Below are 13681 nucleotides of genomic sequence, written 5' to 3'. Positions count from 1 at the left end.
CTTGTACATGCGATGGTTGTGCAAGTGGAAATTGTAAAAATTGTACTTGCGAAAGCTGTACTTGTTCAGGATGTAATTGTTAAATACTAATACTAAAAAATAAAGCGTTGTATTTTTACAACGCTTTTACTTTATATAATGACAACTCAAGAAATTTGGAAAGCCTATCATTTAGATGTTAAACGCTTTATACTATCAAAAGTAAATAATGAAGTAATTGCTGATGATATACTTCAAAATACGTTTATTAAAATCCACACAAAATTAGAGTCTTTAAAAAACGAAAAAAAAGTAAAGCCTTGGGTAATGACGATTGCATACAATACTGCTATGGACTATTTTAGGAAAAATAATACACCATATAGTGTTGAAGATGTACAATTGGTAAATGAAGATGCTACTGAAATACATAGTGAAAAGGATTGTTTGTACGGAATTATAAAAAGCTTGCCAAAAAAGTATAGAGATCCTTTGTTTTTGTCTGATATTAAAGGGTTAAAACAAGCAGAAGTTGCAGCTCAATTAAAATTGCAATTACCAACAGCTAAGTCAAGAATACAGCGTGCAAGAAAGTTAATAGCTAAAGGTTATATGGATTGTTGCGATTATAAGGTTAATGCTAAAGGTTATTTGGTAGGAGAAGTTAAAGATAAGGAAGACTGTAAGATTTGTTCTTGATTCAATTGTTGACTTTTTTGTAAATTACCTCAATGTAATTGATAAAACAATTTATGGATTTAGGTAAAATAATTGCGCCTTCAAGTCATAACAAATATATATGGCTTAATGCATTTACATTAATTACTTTTTTATTTACAGGTTTAGCTGATCCCTTTGCTATAGTAATGGTGTATTTTTTAGAAACCGTTATTATTGGAGTGATACATGCTTACAAAATGCATTATGTTGCTACACATAGTTTAGCTCAAAGTAAAATAAAGAACGCAAAACCAAATTTTAAAATTGGGTTTTTTATGGTGCATTATTCTTTCTTTATAGCTGTTCAATCCACTTTTGTATTTGCTATATTTCAATATTCTGATGAAAATATAAGTGAGCCTTTTTACCTTATTCAAAACTTTAAATATGTATTAACACTAAAAGGTATTACTTATGGTCTTCTGGTAACCTTAATTTTTATTGCGGTTCAAACTTACTTTTCATTTATTAGGACTAAAGTTTATAATTTATATACAGTAGATAGGATGTTCATTCAACCTTATTTAAGAATATTTATACAACAGTTTACAGTTATAATTGCTTTGTTTTTTACATTTATTTTTCCTGATGGAGTTGTAGTCGCAATCTTATTAATACTATTGCGATTAGCAGTAGATTTATTGGGAGTTTATATAAACTCTAGTGATAAAAATCTTAGAAGATTGGCGAAAAGACTTGCTAAAAATTCAGAACATACAGAAGACGAACTTTATATAGAATTGCGTAATCTGTTTTAAAGCGTAAGCATCCAAGTTTGTTGTAGCTTTCTAAATTTCTTTAGTTCCTTTTTTAAAATAGGAAGGAAATCTCTACCATTACTATTGCAATTTTCAAGACGCTTACAGCTATTGTATAATTTTAAACTATGATTATTTACAGCTTCAGCATGCTTATAACGTTTATCAGAATAGCTTTCTTTTTCTAATTCTGCTTTTAATATTTCAGGAGCAATAGAAACAGATTGCTGTATAATATCACCAGAAAAATAGATGTTTTTATCTTCTGTTCCATCTTGTTTTAGAGGTGACAAATCTGCATGTAAATACGTTGAAATTTTCTGAGTAAGAGCGAAAATTTCAATTGCCTTTTTATATATAGGCAAGTTAGACAAATGTGTAGGTGTGTTATAAGTCATTTTCTTCTAGCAATTATTACAAATTTAGATGCTAAAGAAATATTTTGTATTTCTTTTTTAAAGTAAAAATTATATTTATCTTTAATAATTAAAGAAAATAACGTATTTTATTTAGAAATGAAGGTAGATGATATTAATTGGAAAATTCTTCAGCTATTGCAGGAAAATTCACGCCAAACAAATACTCAAATAGCTAAGGTTGTTGGAGTTACGTCTCCAGCAGTTGCAGAGCGAATTAGGAAGATGGAAGATGCAGGAATTATAAAGGGATACACAGCCACAGTATCTCATTATGATACAGGTTATCAACTAAGAGCATTAATAACCGTTAGAGCATTTATGGGACGACTAAAACCATTTCTTCAAAAAGTAAAATCTTTTGAAGAGGTCGTAAATTGTTATCGAATTACTGGTAATGAAAATATAGTAATGGAAGTGGTTTTAGACAACCAAATGCATTTAGAAAAATTCATTGATCAATTGATTACTTATGGAGAAACCAAAACACAAATTATATTATCTAACGTTATAGAAAATAATCCAATAGTAAAACCAATTACATTTAATCGATGATTGTATGCGGAACATTATTTAAGTTCCAATCAATTACTAATCCTCCTGCTAAAGATTGTGTAATTTCTTTTCCATAAAGGTGTTCACACAAATATAAAGCTGCTTCAAAACTTTTTGCGCCACCAGCTGATGTAATGTATTTGCCGTCATGAACAAATAGTACATCTTTTCTAATATCTAAGTTTGGAAACATATCCCGCATTTTATCAATATCGCTAGGAAATGTGGTTGAAACCGAATTGTCTAATAAACCAGCTTTAGCTAATACAAAAGCACCATCGCAATGCGATGTAACAAATAGCGCTTCTTTGTCAACTTGTTTTACAAAATTAATCATAGCTTCATCCTCTAAGTCTTTACCTAAATGATGTTCTGCACTAGGTACTACTAGTATGTCAATTCTCGGCATTTCATCTTTCAAATAATTAAAATCTGGAAGAATACGCATACCTTCAAAACTAGTAATGGCTTCATCTGTGCTAGCTACAGTAAATACATTCATAGGTTTAATACTATCTCTAAAAATAGTATGCTGAAAAATATCAAAAGGTGCTGTCAACTCAGTGTTATAAGTGCCATCCATAATTAAAAATGCTACATTATAACGATTGGGCTCTAACTTTGGGAATTGCTTCTCATCCTGAACTTGTTTCAGGATCTCATTATTTGATTCTACTTTTTTTTCGCCAGAGTTACAAGCAAAAAGCAACGTAAATATTAAAAGAAATGTAATATATCGCATAGTGTTTAATTTATTCGCCAAGGTGGATTCTTTCTGTTTTTACCTGCATAGTACAAAATAATATGATTTCCATCGGGATCATTTAAATGTGCTTCGCGCCATAACCATGACTTATCTTCAGGTTCACTTGTAAAGATAATACCTTTAGATTTTAAACTTTCAACTAATGTGTCAAGATTATCATCTTCAAAATAAATAGTAATGCCATTCCCTTTTGGAAGTTCATCAACCTTATGTATAGAAAAGGTTGATGAACCATCAGGACATTCAAAGCGCACATATCTAGGAAGTGCTTCAACTATAAGGTTTAAACCAAGTGTTTTATAAAAATTAGTCGCTCTTTCAACATTAAATGAAGGAATGGTTATTTGATTTAAATTCATACAGTTTGCTTTTTCATAAGTTGTTTTAAATATACAAGAACAAGTATGCAAACAATCATAAGTATCGTCATAGCATTCCATGTCGTTTCATATCCAAAATTATCTATTAATTGTAATCCAGTATTATGACCAATAATATGAGAAATGGCAAATGTCATACTATATAAAGCCATAAACTCACCTTGATTTCCAAGTTTAGCACGTTTCATAGCAAATGCATTTGAAAAAGGAAACGATATCATTTCTCCAATAGTCATAAATAGCATTCCTATAATAAGTACGCCAGCCCAATCACTAAGGTTTAATACCAAAAAACTAAAAACAGTTAAGATGCCTCCAAAGATAATCAGTCCAACCATTGTAAATCTTGAGTTTTCTAACCATTTAACTAAAGGCATTTCTAATAGAAAAATTAAAATACCATTCATAGCCATTAGTAAACCAATTTCATTTTCTGGTAAACAGTGTATCTCTTTATAGTATAAAGGGATAGTTGAGAAATACTGTAAAAAGGCAACTCCAAATAAAACCATAGATATTAAAAATATGATGTATGGAAAATCTTTGTATGCCGATTTAGGATTTTCAATAGTAATTTCATCAAGAGTGGTACTCTTTTTAGGGTTAAGTGTAACTAATAATAAGAGTCCAGCTAAAATACAAGTAACACCATCTACCCAAAACAAACCAGCATAACCAAGCGTAACAATAATTAATCCACCTAAAGCTGGACCTCCTGAAAAGCCTAAGTTAATAGCTAAACGAATTAAAGTAATTGAACGTGTTTTGTTTTCAGGTTTACTATAAGCACTAACAGCAACAAACATTGCTGGTCTAAACATATCTGCTACTGTCATCAGTATAAATATGCCTAATGTAATTTCATTAAGTGTTTCTAAACTTTGTAGCCAAATAAATATTATTCCAGAGCCTATTAAGCTTAAGGTCATAATTCTATAGTAACCAAATTTGTCGGTTAGTTTTCCTCCTAGCCATGAGCCTACAAATGATCCTAAACCAAATGCACTCATAATCCACCCTACATTACTTGCAGAAAAATCTAAGCTTTTTAAGTATATGGTTAAAAATGGAACTACCATAGTTCCAGCTCTGTTGATAAATGTGATTAGAGAGAGCCACCAAACTTCTCGAGAGAGGCCTCTAAATGTGTTTAAGTAATTAGTAAATAGTGTTTTCATGTTTGATTGATTGTTATAAAAATAAAAAGTCCGACTGTGAAGTCGGACTTTTAGGTATTGTAATATTTTATATTAATATCATCACAATAAATAGCAGACCAGACTTCTATGGGTAGAAGTACACTGTTTTCTATTATAAGTGACGTTTTTTAACATTTTTCTGTTTTTGATGACATCAAAACTAGGGAAAATATTTGGAAGTTGTATTTTTGACAGAAGAAAAAAATAAAAATGAAAAGAATTACCTTCCTTTTAATGATAATAATGTCAGTTAGTTGTGCACAAGATAAGAAGCCAATTTTAGGTGAAACAGCCTTTCAAAAGAAACTGAATTCTGAATTTAAGGATGCTACAACATCTCCTTTAAAGGCTAAAGATTTAAGAACTTTTGAAGGTTTAGACTTCTTTGTCTTTGATAGTGCTTTTGTAGTTAAAGCAAAGTTGAAATTAACTCCAGATACCGAGTTTTTTAAAATGAAAACAACAACTAGTCGCGTTTCTGAAGAGCGTGTTTTTGGAGTACTTACTTTTGAATTAAAAGGGAAACAGTTTGAGTTAAATGTATATCAAGGTAAAGAAATGATGACTACTAAAGGCTATGAAGATTATTTGTTTTTGCCTTTTTTGGATGATACTAATGGCGATGCTACATATGGAGGAGGACGTTATATAGATTTAAGAATTCCAGAAGGTGATAGTATAGAGATTGATTTTAATACAGCATACAATCCCTATTGCGTATATAATGTAAAATACTCTTGCCCAATTGTACCTAGGCAAAATTATGTAGCAATAAAAGTTGAAGCTGGTGTAAAAGCCTTTAAAAAGGACTAAGCAATTTTTACTAAATACATAGCTAGAAAGACCATTAAAAACCCAACAATAAAACTGGCGATAGTATAAAGTGCAAAACTCGTAAAATCTCCAGATTTAAGAAATACATGATTCTCATAAGCAAAAGTGGAAAAGGTGGTAAAACCACCACAAAACCCTGTTGCTAGTAATAGTGTTTGGCTTTGTGATAATGTGTCATTTTTTGCTGCTAATCCAAGAATAATTCCTATTAAAAAGCTTCCTAAAATGTTAGCTGTAAAAGTTCCCCAAGGAATACCTGTTTCGGTAGAGTTTAAATATTTTCCAATTAAATAGCGTAGTGAACTTCCAAAGCCACCACCAATAAATACAAGAAGAAGGTTTTTCATTTATTCTTTTAAAGGTATGTATATTTCAGTTACCCAATCGGCAGGATTAGGAAATTTTCCTGGGTCGTTAGTATAGATTTCAAAAGGTTTTAAATCAGATTGCTCTAAACCTTTATCTTGCAGATGCTTCATAGTTGCAGCCCAAGCTCCAGATAAATTAGTATAATTACCTTTTAAAACTGTTTTTAAAACTTTTGTTTTAGGAATATAACCACATAGTACATCACTGTCATCTGCTACTTCAATTTTTTCGCTTACAGGAATACCATTACTCATGATAACTGTACCTTCTTGTTGATTCATTTCTTGATATACGGTTAAAGGCATTCCGTTAACTTGAATTTGGTTTTGTGCCATATACATCATGATGCTACCATATTGTTTTCCCATTGTAGCACTAATGTTTGCACTAGTAGCATTAGTAGTTTTATATAAATAATAGCCACCTCCATATTCTTTAATACCTTGAATAGAAATATCGTATTTAGACATCTTATTTATAATTAAACTGTCCAGTTTTTCCAATCCTCGTTCATAATCTGGTCCAACCATTTTATCCATACCACCACTAATAGCTGCAAAGAATTTTAACATAAACGACATGTTATCGCTTTTCATTCCCCAAGTAACATCAGTACTTGGTCCTTTAGCATCGAATTTCCAATATACTTGAGAAGCAGGAAAGTTTTCAAATTTTATTTCTTGTAGAATAGAATCATATGGACTTACTTCAAGGGTTTTCATCATGCCATTTCCATCATTTCCTGTCCACGAATAAGAACCTCCAACACCACTAGTTTGTTCTGGATAAGTAAATTGAATTCCAGGTTCTTTTTCTAACCATGGCGACCAACTTTCCCAATTTTTATAGTCGTTTATTTCATTAAAGATTAATTGAGCTGAGGCATTTATAGTTCTTGTTCTAGATAAATCATAGCTATTAGGCTGTACAGCAACATAAGTGCATGATCCAATAATAAAAATGAGTAATAATAAAATGATGTATTTTAGTGCTTTCATGATTAGTAGTAATTGTGTTTAATGTAAAGATATGCATTTTTGTAGATTATTTTTTTAATAAGTCTTATGAGTTTTTACATTAAGTGCTATTTTAGCAGCTAAGAACAAAAACATTAATAAAATGAGATTTAAAATAGCGTTAAGCTTATTATTTACTGCTTCTGTTTTAGTGTCGTGTAATGAAAAAGATGCTAATACTGAACAGGGTTTTAAAGAAGAGTTAGTTGAAATGGCTGCTGGTAAAGATTTTAACTTTACAGTTGAGCAATTTGCTGATTTAAAAATATTGCGATACCAAATTCCTGGATGGGAAAACTTATCATTAAAAGAACAAAAGTTAGTGTATTATTTAACACAAGCTGGATTATCTGGACGTGACATTATTTGGGATCAAAATTACAGACACAATTTAACAATTAGAGAAGCTTTAGAAAATGTTTATGCTAATTATGCTGGAGATAAAACTTCTGCAGATTGGAAAGCTTTTGAAGTTTATTTAAAGCGTGTGTGGTTTAGCAATGGTATTCACCATCACTATTCTAATGATAAGATTAAAGCAGAATTTTCTCAGGAATTCTTAAAAAGTGCTCTAGCAGAAACAGGAACTACTTTACAAGGTGAAGCTTTTGATGTTATTTTTAATGATAAAGATGCTAAAAAAGTAAACCAAGCTAAAGATGTTGATAATGTTGCATTGTCTGCAGTTAACATGTATGGTCCAAATGTTACTTCTGCTGATGTAGAAACTTTTTACGGAAATATGAAATCTCCTGATTCTTTAAAGCCATTATCTTATGGTTTAAACTCTCAGTTAGTTAAAGAAAATGGAGAATTAAAAGAGCGTGTGTATAAGTCTGGAGGTTTATATGGAGCTGCTATAGACGAAATAGTAAAGTGGTTAGAGTTGGCTCAAGGAGTTGCTGAAAATAAAGCTCAAGGAGATGCTTTAGGTTTATTAATTAAATATTATAAAACTGGAGATTTACAAACTTGGGACGATTATAATGTAGCTTGGACAGCTGCTACCGAAGGAAATATTGATTACATCAACAGTTTTATAGAAGTTTATAACGATCCTTTAGGATATAGAGGTTCTTATGAATCTATCGTACAAATTAAAGATTTCGATATGTCTCAAAAAATGGCTGTTTTATCTGAAAACGCACAATGGTTTGAAGATAATTCTCCTTTAATGGACGCTCATAAAAAGAAAAATGTAGTTGGAGTTACTTATAAAGTAGTTAATGTAGCTGGTGAAGCTGGTGATGCTTCTCCAAGTACACCTATTGGAGTTAACTTACCAAATGCAAACTGGATTAGAGCTGCTGTTGGTAGCAAATCGGTATCATTAGGAAACATTATTCATGCTTATAACAATGCTGGTAGTGGAGGAAGACTTAAGGAGTTTGTTCATGATGAAGAAGAGTTAGCTCTTGAAGAAAAATATGGGCAATTAGGAGATAAACTACATACTGCTTTACACGAAGTAATTGGTCATGCATCTGGACAATTAAATCCTGGTGTTGGAGAAACTAGAGAAACTCTTAAAAATTATGCTTCTACTTTAGAAGAAGGGCGTGCTGATTTAGTTGGGTTATATTACTTGTACAATCCAAAATTACAAGAATTAGGTTTAGTTGATGATTGGAAAGCTGTTGGTACTGCTGCTTATGATGGTTACATTAGAAATGGTTTAATGACGCAGTTAATTAGATTGAACTTAGGTGATGATGTACAAGAAGCACATATGGTTAACAGACAATGGGTAAGTGCTTGGGCTTTTGAAAAAGGGCTAGCAGACAATGTTATTGAAAAAGTAACTCGTGATGGGAAAACATATTTCAATATTAACGATTACGAAAAGTTACATGACTTATTTGGACAGTTATTACGTGAAACACAACGTATCAAGTCTGAAGGTGATTTTGAAGCGGTTCAAAACTTAGTAGAAGGTTATGGTGTAAAAGTAGATCAAGCAATTCATGCTGAAGTTTTAGAGCGTAACAAGAAGTTTACATCTGCACCTTACAGTGGGTTTGTAAATCCAGTTTTAGTTCCTGAAACTAACGAAGCAGGAGAAATTACTGCTATTAAAGTAATGCAGCCAAAATCATTTGAAAACCAAATGTTAAGTTATTCTAACAAGTTTAACTTTTTACCAGAAAGCAACTAGGATACTTTAATAATATAGAAAAGCCTCAATTTAATTATTGAGGCTTTTTTTGTTTCTATAATAATTGATATTGTTAGTTATCCCAAAAAGAATTTAATAGCAGCAATCATTGCAATAAACGATATAAAAGCTATTAAAACCCAAATGCTGCCTTTAAAATATTTACGATGTAATTTTATGTCTTTTCTATAGGCAAATACTAAAATTGCGATAAAAGCAATTGCGAATAATATTCCAAAAGTAATTTGTCCTTGACTAAACATATTTATGTATTTTTAAAAACCGTTTTTAGGTGCTGCGAAAATATAAAAACTAATTAATATTTAGATAATAATACGATAATGAAAAATAAAATAGACGCTGTAAAAGCATTTCATGAAGCTTTTAAAATTGGATATAGAGAAACACCAAAGGCAGATTTAGGAGTAGATAAAAATATGTTGCGCTACAAATTAATGCGTGAGGAGAATGAAGAGTATCTTGATGCTGCTAACGACAATGATTTAGTTGAGGTAGCTGATGCTTTAGGAGATATGCTTTATATTTTATGTGGAACTATTATAGAGCATGGGTTACAATACAAAATTGAAGAAGTGTTTAATGAAATACAGCGTAGCAATATGAGTAAATTAGGAGAGGATGGACAGCCTATTTACAGAGAAGATGGAAAAGTATTAAAGGGTCCAAACTATTTTAAACCAAATATTAAGGAGATTTTAGATAAATAAAAAAAGGGAAGCAATTGCTTCCCTTTTTTATTATTTAACTTCGTATCTCCAGCCAAATTTATCTTCAGCTTTATTAGTTTGTATATCTGTTATACGTTTTTTTAATCGCGCAGCAAATGTATCTTCTAATTCTGGTAAATCATAATCATTTCCTTTATATCCATAACCTGCTATTGGCGAAATAACTGCAGCTGTTCCAGCGCCAAACATTTCCTTTAAAGAACCGTTATTAGAAGCTTCGATTACTTCTTTAACAGTTATTTTTCTAACTTCAACATTAATGCCTTCGTCTTTAGCAATTTCAATAATACTTTTACGTGTAATGCCATCTAAAATTCTATCGCTTGTAGGTCCAGTAATTAATGTGTCATTAATTCTTATAAAAATATTCATGGCACCAGCTTCTTCAATGTACTCATGAGTATTGTCATCTGTCCAAATTACTTGATTATAACCCTTGTCAATAGCTAATTGCGTAGGATAAAATTGTCCAGCATAATTACCTCCTGCTTTAGCATAACCAACGCCACCATTTGCAGAACGTGAATATTTTTCTTCTATTAAAACTTTTACTTTTCCAGAAAAATAAGCTCCAGAAGGTGCGGTTGCAATAATTAGTTTATAAGCATTTGCAGGAGAAGCATGAAAACCTTGTCCTGTTGCAAAAACAAATGGTCTTATATATAACGAACTTCCTTCATTTCTCGGAATCCAAGCTTCGTCAACTTTTAATAAAGTTTTTAGTCCTTCCATAAAATATTCCTCAGGAATTTCTGGAATAGCTAAACGTTTAGCCGAAATATTTAAACGCTTCCAATTATCTAAAGGACGAAATAACCAAGTGTTATTGTTACTGTCCTTATAAGCTTTCATACCTTCAAAAATAGATTGTCCATAATGAAATATTTTAGACGAAGGATCTAAGGTAATTGGTTGGTAAGGTATCACTTTAGGAGTTTCCCATTTCCCATTTTTATAATCGCAAACCAACATGTGATCTGAAAATATACTTCCAAAACTTAAGTTGTTGAAATCTACATCGTTAATCTTTGAATGAGTTGTTTTTGTAATGTTGATTTGGTTCATAGTTGCGCATTATAAATCAGGCTGCAAAATTACGGAATTTAACATTCATATAAAATACAATAGTCACAAAAATTATGTACCTTTATTCTTTAGTTATTTAACCTAATTTTATTTAAAAAAATCATGAAAAAATTAATCACATTATTGTTATTAGTAGTTGTTGTATGTTCTTGTAAATCAGAAAAGAAAGAAGATGTTGAGGTGGCTAATACAGAAGAGGTTGCGTATGCGTCTTTTGGTGAAAAAATTGAAGCTGAAGGTGCAATTTCAGCATCAGAGATGTCTGAAAAATATAAGGCTTTAAAAGCTGGAGATACAATTGCTGCTAAAGTGACAGCAAAAATTAATGAGGTTTGTTCTAAAAAAGGATGTTGGATGAAGCTTGATCTTGGCAATGATGAAGAGGCTATGGTAAGGTTTAAGGATTATGGATTTTTCATGCCATTAAATGCAGAAGGGGAAGTTGTTGTAAATGGAAAAGCTTATGTAACTGAAATTTCTGTTGATGAGTTACGTCACTATGCTGAAGATGCTGGTAAATCTGCAGAAGAGATTGCTGCAATCACAGAAGCTGAAAAAACATTAGCATTTGAAGCTGATGGTGTATTATTGAAGCAATAGTACAATGAAAAAATATAGTTTACTATTTTTATTAGCAATATTGACTTTTGGTTGTAATACTACTACTAAAGAAACTGTTGTTGAAGAAAAAAAAGAATTGATAATGGCTAAGTCTTCAGAAATGGCGAATCTTATGAATGAGATGTATGCCTATAATGAAGCAATAAAGCAGCAAATATTAAAAGGAGAACTTAAATCTACTTATCCAGAAAGATTTAATAATATTCATACAGCTGTTTTAACAGATAATAATGACAGAGATGATTTTTTTAAAACTCACTCTGAGGCTTTTTTGCAATCTGAAGCTGCTATTTTTAATTCGTCACAAGATAGTTTAATACATAGTTATAATAATGCTATAAATGCATGTATAACTTGCCATACTAAAAAGTGTACAGGTCCAATACCTAGAATTAAAAAGCTTTTAATTACTGAGTGAAGCGTAAAATAATTACAACTGCCGATGGCTCTAAAACCATTCATATTGAAGATTGGGATGAACAATACCATTCCAAACATGGAGCTATACAAGAGGCAGCACATGTATTTATTAAATCTGGATTACATCATAAACTAAATTTTCAAACCAATTCAAAGCCTATTTCTGTTCTTGAAATAGGCTTTGGTACAGGTTTAAATGCCTTTTTAACACTAATAGAGGCTCAAAAATTAAAGCTAAATATTAATTATGTTGGTGTAGAAGGATATCCTGTTAAGATTGATGAAGTTAATGAGCTTAATTACGCTTCAATTTTAGTTGGTAGTTACGCTAACTTTTTTAATAAACTACATGAGGTTTCTTGGGAAGACACTCATCTAATATCTTCAAATTTTTCTATAACCAAACGTCAACAATTTTTTTCTGAAATAAACGACGAATTGGCATTTGATTTAATTTTCTTTGATGCTTTTGGTGCACGTGTGCAACCAGAGCTTTGGAGTAAGTCAATATTTCAAATTATGTATAATGCTTTAAAACCAAACGGTGTTTTGGTTACATATGCTGCTATTGGTCAAGTAAAAAGAGATATGAAATCTTTAGGTTTTAAGGTTGAACGTATAGAAGGTCCTCCAGGGAAAAGACATATGTTAAGAGCAACCAAATAAAAGCTTAATACTCTATAAATTACTGTTAAACCTAACTTAATCATGCTTTTATACTTTTTCATATTTTGTATTTTTGATTTGCATGAATAGAATATTAATTACAGGAGCTACAGGTTTAGTTGGACAAGAAATTGTCAAGCAGTGTCACGCTGTAGGTATTCATGTTAATTACTTGTCTACAAATAAAGAGAAGCTAAAAAGTACTTCTAATTACAAAGGTTTTTACTGGAATCCAAAGAGTAAAGAAATTGATGTAAACTGTTTTAAGGATATTGATACAATTATTAATCTAGCTGGAGCTAGTATTGCAAAACGATGGACTAGTAGTTATAAAAAGGAAATTCTTGAAAGTAGAATAGACTCTTTAAAATGCTTATATGATGCTATAGAGGAAAATAATATTGAGGTAAGCCATCTAGTCTCTGCCAGTGCTATTGGTATTTATCCAAGTTCAAAAACTCATTATTATGATGAGTCTAATAAAGATAAAGAAGAAGGTTTTTTATCTAATGTAGTTGAGCAATGGGAAGATGAAGTAGATACATTTGCTAATTTAAATGTTAAGGTGTCTAAGATTAGAATAGGCATTGTGTTAGCTAAAAAAGGTGGTGCACTAACCGAATTGGTTAAACCTGTAAAATTGTTTTTAGGTTCGCCTTTAGGAACAGGGAAGCAATGGCAATCTTGGATTCATATTGAAGATTTAGCATCGATGTTCCTTTATGTTATTAAAAATAAAATAGAAGGTGTTTTAAATGGTGTTGCTCCTAATCCAGTTAAACAAAAAGAGCTAATTAAATTGGCCGCTAAACAATTAAATAGACCTGTATTTTTGCCAAATGTACCATCATTTGTATTAAAAATTATTCTAGGAGAAATGAGTAGTTTGTTATTAGAAAGTCAACGTGTAAGTTCTAAAAAAATAGAGTCTCTAGGTTATCATTTTAAATACCATCATTTACAACCAGCATTAAAAGAAATATTAGGTTAGT

The 13681-nt window shown here is 30.9% G+C and carries 18 protein-coding genes; 10 read left to right on the top strand and 8 right to left on the bottom strand.

All coding sequences use genetic code 11. From position 1 onward, the window contains the following. The first annotated feature begins 138 nt into the window (after nucleotides 1–138). Together ACLII3_RS02390 and ACLII3_RS02385 are read left to right on the top strand one after the other, a co-directional pair. Nucleotides 139–678: a sigma-70 family RNA polymerase sigma factor gene (locus ACLII3_RS02390; RefSeq protein WP_412986176.1), complete on the top strand. Its 540-nt coding sequence runs from the start codon at nucleotides 139–141 to the stop codon at nucleotides 676–678. A gap of 53 nt (nucleotides 679–731) precedes the next feature. Next, a complete protein-coding gene (locus tag ACLII3_RS02385) occupies nucleotides 732–1457 on the top strand; it encodes a DUF6498-containing protein (RefSeq protein WP_412986174.1) in 726 nt (241 codons plus the stop codon). Here the strand turns inward: ACLII3_RS02385 and ACLII3_RS02380 are convergent. Next, nucleotides 1454–1855, bottom strand: a complete 402-nt coding sequence (locus tag ACLII3_RS02380; RefSeq protein WP_412986173.1) for a hypothetical protein — start codon at nucleotides 1853–1855, stop codon at nucleotides 1454–1456. The two genes, ACLII3_RS02385 and ACLII3_RS02380, sit on opposite strands and share 4 nt — an antisense overlap. Before the next feature lie 117 nt (nucleotides 1856–1972). Here ACLII3_RS02380 and ACLII3_RS02375 point away from each other — a divergent pair, with 117 nt between their 5' ends. Further along, entirely contained in the window at nucleotides 1973–2428 is a 456-nt protein-coding gene (locus ACLII3_RS02375; RefSeq protein WP_412986172.1) for an Lrp/AsnC family transcriptional regulator, read from the top strand. Here the strand turns inward: ACLII3_RS02375 and ACLII3_RS02370 are convergent. From ACLII3_RS02370 to ACLII3_RS02360, 3 genes are read right to left on the bottom strand one after another with little or no spacing between them, the layout of a single operon-like run. Continuing rightward, on the bottom strand, nucleotides 2418–3170 hold the full coding sequence (locus ACLII3_RS02370; protein WP_412986171.1) for a DJ-1/PfpI family protein: 753 nt from the start codon (nucleotides 3168–3170) through the stop codon (nucleotides 2418–2420). The genes ACLII3_RS02375 and ACLII3_RS02370 overlap by 11 nt on opposite strands. 5 nt (nucleotides 3171–3175) lie before the next feature. Beyond that, entirely contained in the window at nucleotides 3176–3553 is a 378-nt protein-coding gene (locus ACLII3_RS02365; protein WP_412986170.1) for a VOC family protein, read from the bottom strand. After that, nucleotides 3550–4752, bottom strand: a complete 1203-nt coding sequence (locus tag ACLII3_RS02360; protein ID WP_412986169.1) for an MFS transporter — start codon at nucleotides 4750–4752, stop codon at nucleotides 3550–3552. The genes ACLII3_RS02365 and ACLII3_RS02360 overlap by 4 nt, the downstream gene beginning before the upstream one ends. A gap of 231 nt (nucleotides 4753–4983) precedes the next feature. Here ACLII3_RS02360 and ACLII3_RS02355 point away from each other — a divergent pair, with 231 nt between their 5' ends. Further along, nucleotides 4984–5586 (top strand): DUF1684 domain-containing protein, encoded by a 603-nt coding sequence (locus tag ACLII3_RS02355; protein ID WP_412986167.1) that lies wholly within the window; start codon nucleotides 4984–4986, stop codon nucleotides 5584–5586. Here ACLII3_RS02355 and crcB read toward each other — a convergent pair. Both crcB and ACLII3_RS02345 read right to left on the bottom strand, forming a co-directional pair. Continuing rightward, a complete protein-coding gene (crcB, locus tag ACLII3_RS02350; RefSeq protein ID WP_412986166.1) occupies nucleotides 5583–5954 on the bottom strand; it encodes a fluoride efflux transporter CrcB in 372 nt (123 codons plus the stop codon). The genes ACLII3_RS02355 and crcB overlap by 4 nt on opposite strands. Next, nucleotides 5955–6974, bottom strand: coding sequence for an SRPBCC family protein (locus tag ACLII3_RS02345; protein ID WP_412986164.1), 1020 nt, complete (start codon nucleotides 6972–6974; stop codon nucleotides 5955–5957). It abuts the gene before it with no gap. 121 nt (nucleotides 6975–7095) lie between these two features. Here ACLII3_RS02345 and ACLII3_RS02340 point away from each other — a divergent pair, with 121 nt between their 5' ends. Then, entirely contained in the window at nucleotides 7096–9147 is a 2052-nt protein-coding gene (locus ACLII3_RS02340) for a dipeptidyl-peptidase 3 family protein (protein ID WP_412986163.1), read from the top strand. Between the two features lie 77 nt (nucleotides 9148–9224). Here the strand turns inward: ACLII3_RS02340 and ACLII3_RS02335 are convergent, their stop codons facing one another. Next, nucleotides 9225–9410 carry a hypothetical protein gene (locus ACLII3_RS02335; protein WP_412986161.1) on the bottom strand — a complete coding sequence of 62 codons (186 nt, stop codon included), beginning with the start codon at nucleotides 9408–9410 and terminating at the stop codon, nucleotides 9225–9227. A 78-nt stretch (nucleotides 9411–9488) separates the two neighbouring features. On the opposite strand from ACLII3_RS02335, the gene ACLII3_RS02330 reads away from it, so the two are divergent. Then, nucleotides 9489–9875: a hypothetical protein gene (locus ACLII3_RS02330; protein WP_412986159.1), complete on the top strand. Its 387-nt coding sequence runs from the start codon at nucleotides 9489–9491 to the stop codon at nucleotides 9873–9875. 30 nt (nucleotides 9876–9905) lie between these two features. On the opposite strand, the gene ACLII3_RS02325 is transcribed toward ACLII3_RS02330, so the two are convergent. Further along, complete coding sequence (locus tag ACLII3_RS02325) at nucleotides 9906–10961, bottom strand: branched-chain amino acid aminotransferase (RefSeq protein WP_412986158.1); 1056 nt, start codon at nucleotides 10959–10961, stop codon at nucleotides 9906–9908. Nucleotides 10962–11084: 123 nt separating this feature from the next. Here ACLII3_RS02325 and ACLII3_RS02320 point away from each other — a divergent pair, with 123 nt between their 5' ends. The 4 genes from ACLII3_RS02320 to ACLII3_RS02305 all read left to right on the top strand — a co-directional run bounded on the left by ACLII3_RS02320 (nucleotide 11085) and on the right by ACLII3_RS02305 (nucleotide 13680). Then, complete coding sequence (locus ACLII3_RS02320; protein WP_412986157.1) at nucleotides 11085–11582, top strand: DUF4920 domain-containing protein; 498 nt, start codon at nucleotides 11085–11087, stop codon at nucleotides 11580–11582. A gap of 4 nt (nucleotides 11583–11586) precedes the next feature. Further along, nucleotides 11587–12021, top strand: coding sequence for a hypothetical protein (locus ACLII3_RS02315; RefSeq protein ID WP_412986155.1), 435 nt, complete (start codon nucleotides 11587–11589; stop codon nucleotides 12019–12021). Continuing rightward, the gene (gene mnmD / locus ACLII3_RS02310; protein WP_412986153.1) at nucleotides 12018–12689 is read left to right on the top strand and encodes a tRNA (5-methylaminomethyl-2-thiouridine)(34)-methyltransferase MnmD; all 672 of its coding nucleotides are present in this window, start codon (nucleotides 12018–12020) and stop codon (nucleotides 12687–12689) included. Before ACLII3_RS02315 ends, mnmD begins: the two co-directional genes overlap by 4 nt. Before the next feature lie 82 nt (nucleotides 12690–12771). Further along, on the top strand, nucleotides 12772–13680 hold the full coding sequence (locus ACLII3_RS02305; protein ID WP_412986151.1) for a TIGR01777 family oxidoreductase: 909 nt from the start codon (nucleotides 12772–12774) through the stop codon (nucleotides 13678–13680). Nucleotide 13681: the final 1 nt, after the last annotated feature.

This window comes from Pontimicrobium sp. IMCC45349, from assembly GCF_047219225.1.
Taxonomy (GTDB): Bacteria; Bacteroidota; Bacteroidia; order Flavobacteriales; family Flavobacteriaceae; genus IMCC45349.
Note: the sequence above shows the minus strand (reverse complement) of the source record. Positions and strands in the feature narration are given on the sequence as shown.

Coding starts and splice junctions, on each gene's coding strand:
- ACLII3_RS02390 (WP_412986176.1), top strand. CDS start 139: ATGACAACTCAAGAAATTTGGAAAGCCTATCATTTAGATGTTAAACGC.
- ACLII3_RS02385 (WP_412986174.1), top strand. CDS start 732: ATGGATTTAGGTAAAATAATTGCGCCTTCAAGTCATAACAAATATATA.
- ACLII3_RS02380 (WP_412986173.1), bottom strand. CDS start 1,855: ATGACTTATAACACACCTACACATTTGTCTAACTTGCCTATATATAAA.
- ACLII3_RS02375 (WP_412986172.1), top strand. CDS start 1,973: ATGAAGGTAGATGATATTAATTGGAAAATTCTTCAGCTATTGCAGGAA.
- ACLII3_RS02370 (WP_412986171.1), bottom strand. CDS start 3,170: ATGCGATATATTACATTTCTTTTAATATTTACGTTGCTTTTTGCTTGT.
- ACLII3_RS02365 (WP_412986170.1), bottom strand. CDS start 3,553: ATGAATTTAAATCAAATAACCATTCCTTCATTTAATGTTGAAAGAGCG.
- ACLII3_RS02360 (WP_412986169.1), bottom strand. CDS start 4,752: ATGAAAACACTATTTACTAATTACTTAAACACATTTAGAGGCCTCTCT.
- ACLII3_RS02355 (WP_412986167.1), top strand. CDS start 4,984: ATGAAAAGAATTACCTTCCTTTTAATGATAATAATGTCAGTTAGTTGT.
- crcB (WP_412986166.1), bottom strand. CDS start 5,954: ATGAAAAACCTTCTTCTTGTATTTATTGGTGGTGGCTTTGGAAGTTCA.
- ACLII3_RS02345 (WP_412986164.1), bottom strand. CDS start 6,974: ATGAAAGCACTAAAATACATCATTTTATTATTACTCATTTTTATTATT.
- ACLII3_RS02340 (WP_412986163.1), top strand. CDS start 7,096: ATGAGATTTAAAATAGCGTTAAGCTTATTATTTACTGCTTCTGTTTTA.
- ACLII3_RS02335 (WP_412986161.1), bottom strand. CDS start 9,410: ATGTTTAGTCAAGGACAAATTACTTTTGGAATATTATTCGCAATTGCT.
- ACLII3_RS02330 (WP_412986159.1), top strand. CDS start 9,489: ATGAAAAATAAAATAGACGCTGTAAAAGCATTTCATGAAGCTTTTAAA.
- ACLII3_RS02325 (WP_412986158.1), bottom strand. CDS start 10,961: ATGAACCAAATCAACATTACAAAAACAACTCATTCAAAGATTAACGAT.
- ACLII3_RS02320 (WP_412986157.1), top strand. CDS start 11,085: ATGAAAAAATTAATCACATTATTGTTATTAGTAGTTGTTGTATGTTCT.
- ACLII3_RS02315 (WP_412986155.1), top strand. CDS start 11,587: ATGAAAAAATATAGTTTACTATTTTTATTAGCAATATTGACTTTTGGT.
- ACLII3_RS02305 (WP_412986151.1), top strand. CDS start 12,772: ATGAATAGAATATTAATTACAGGAGCTACAGGTTTAGTTGGACAAGAA.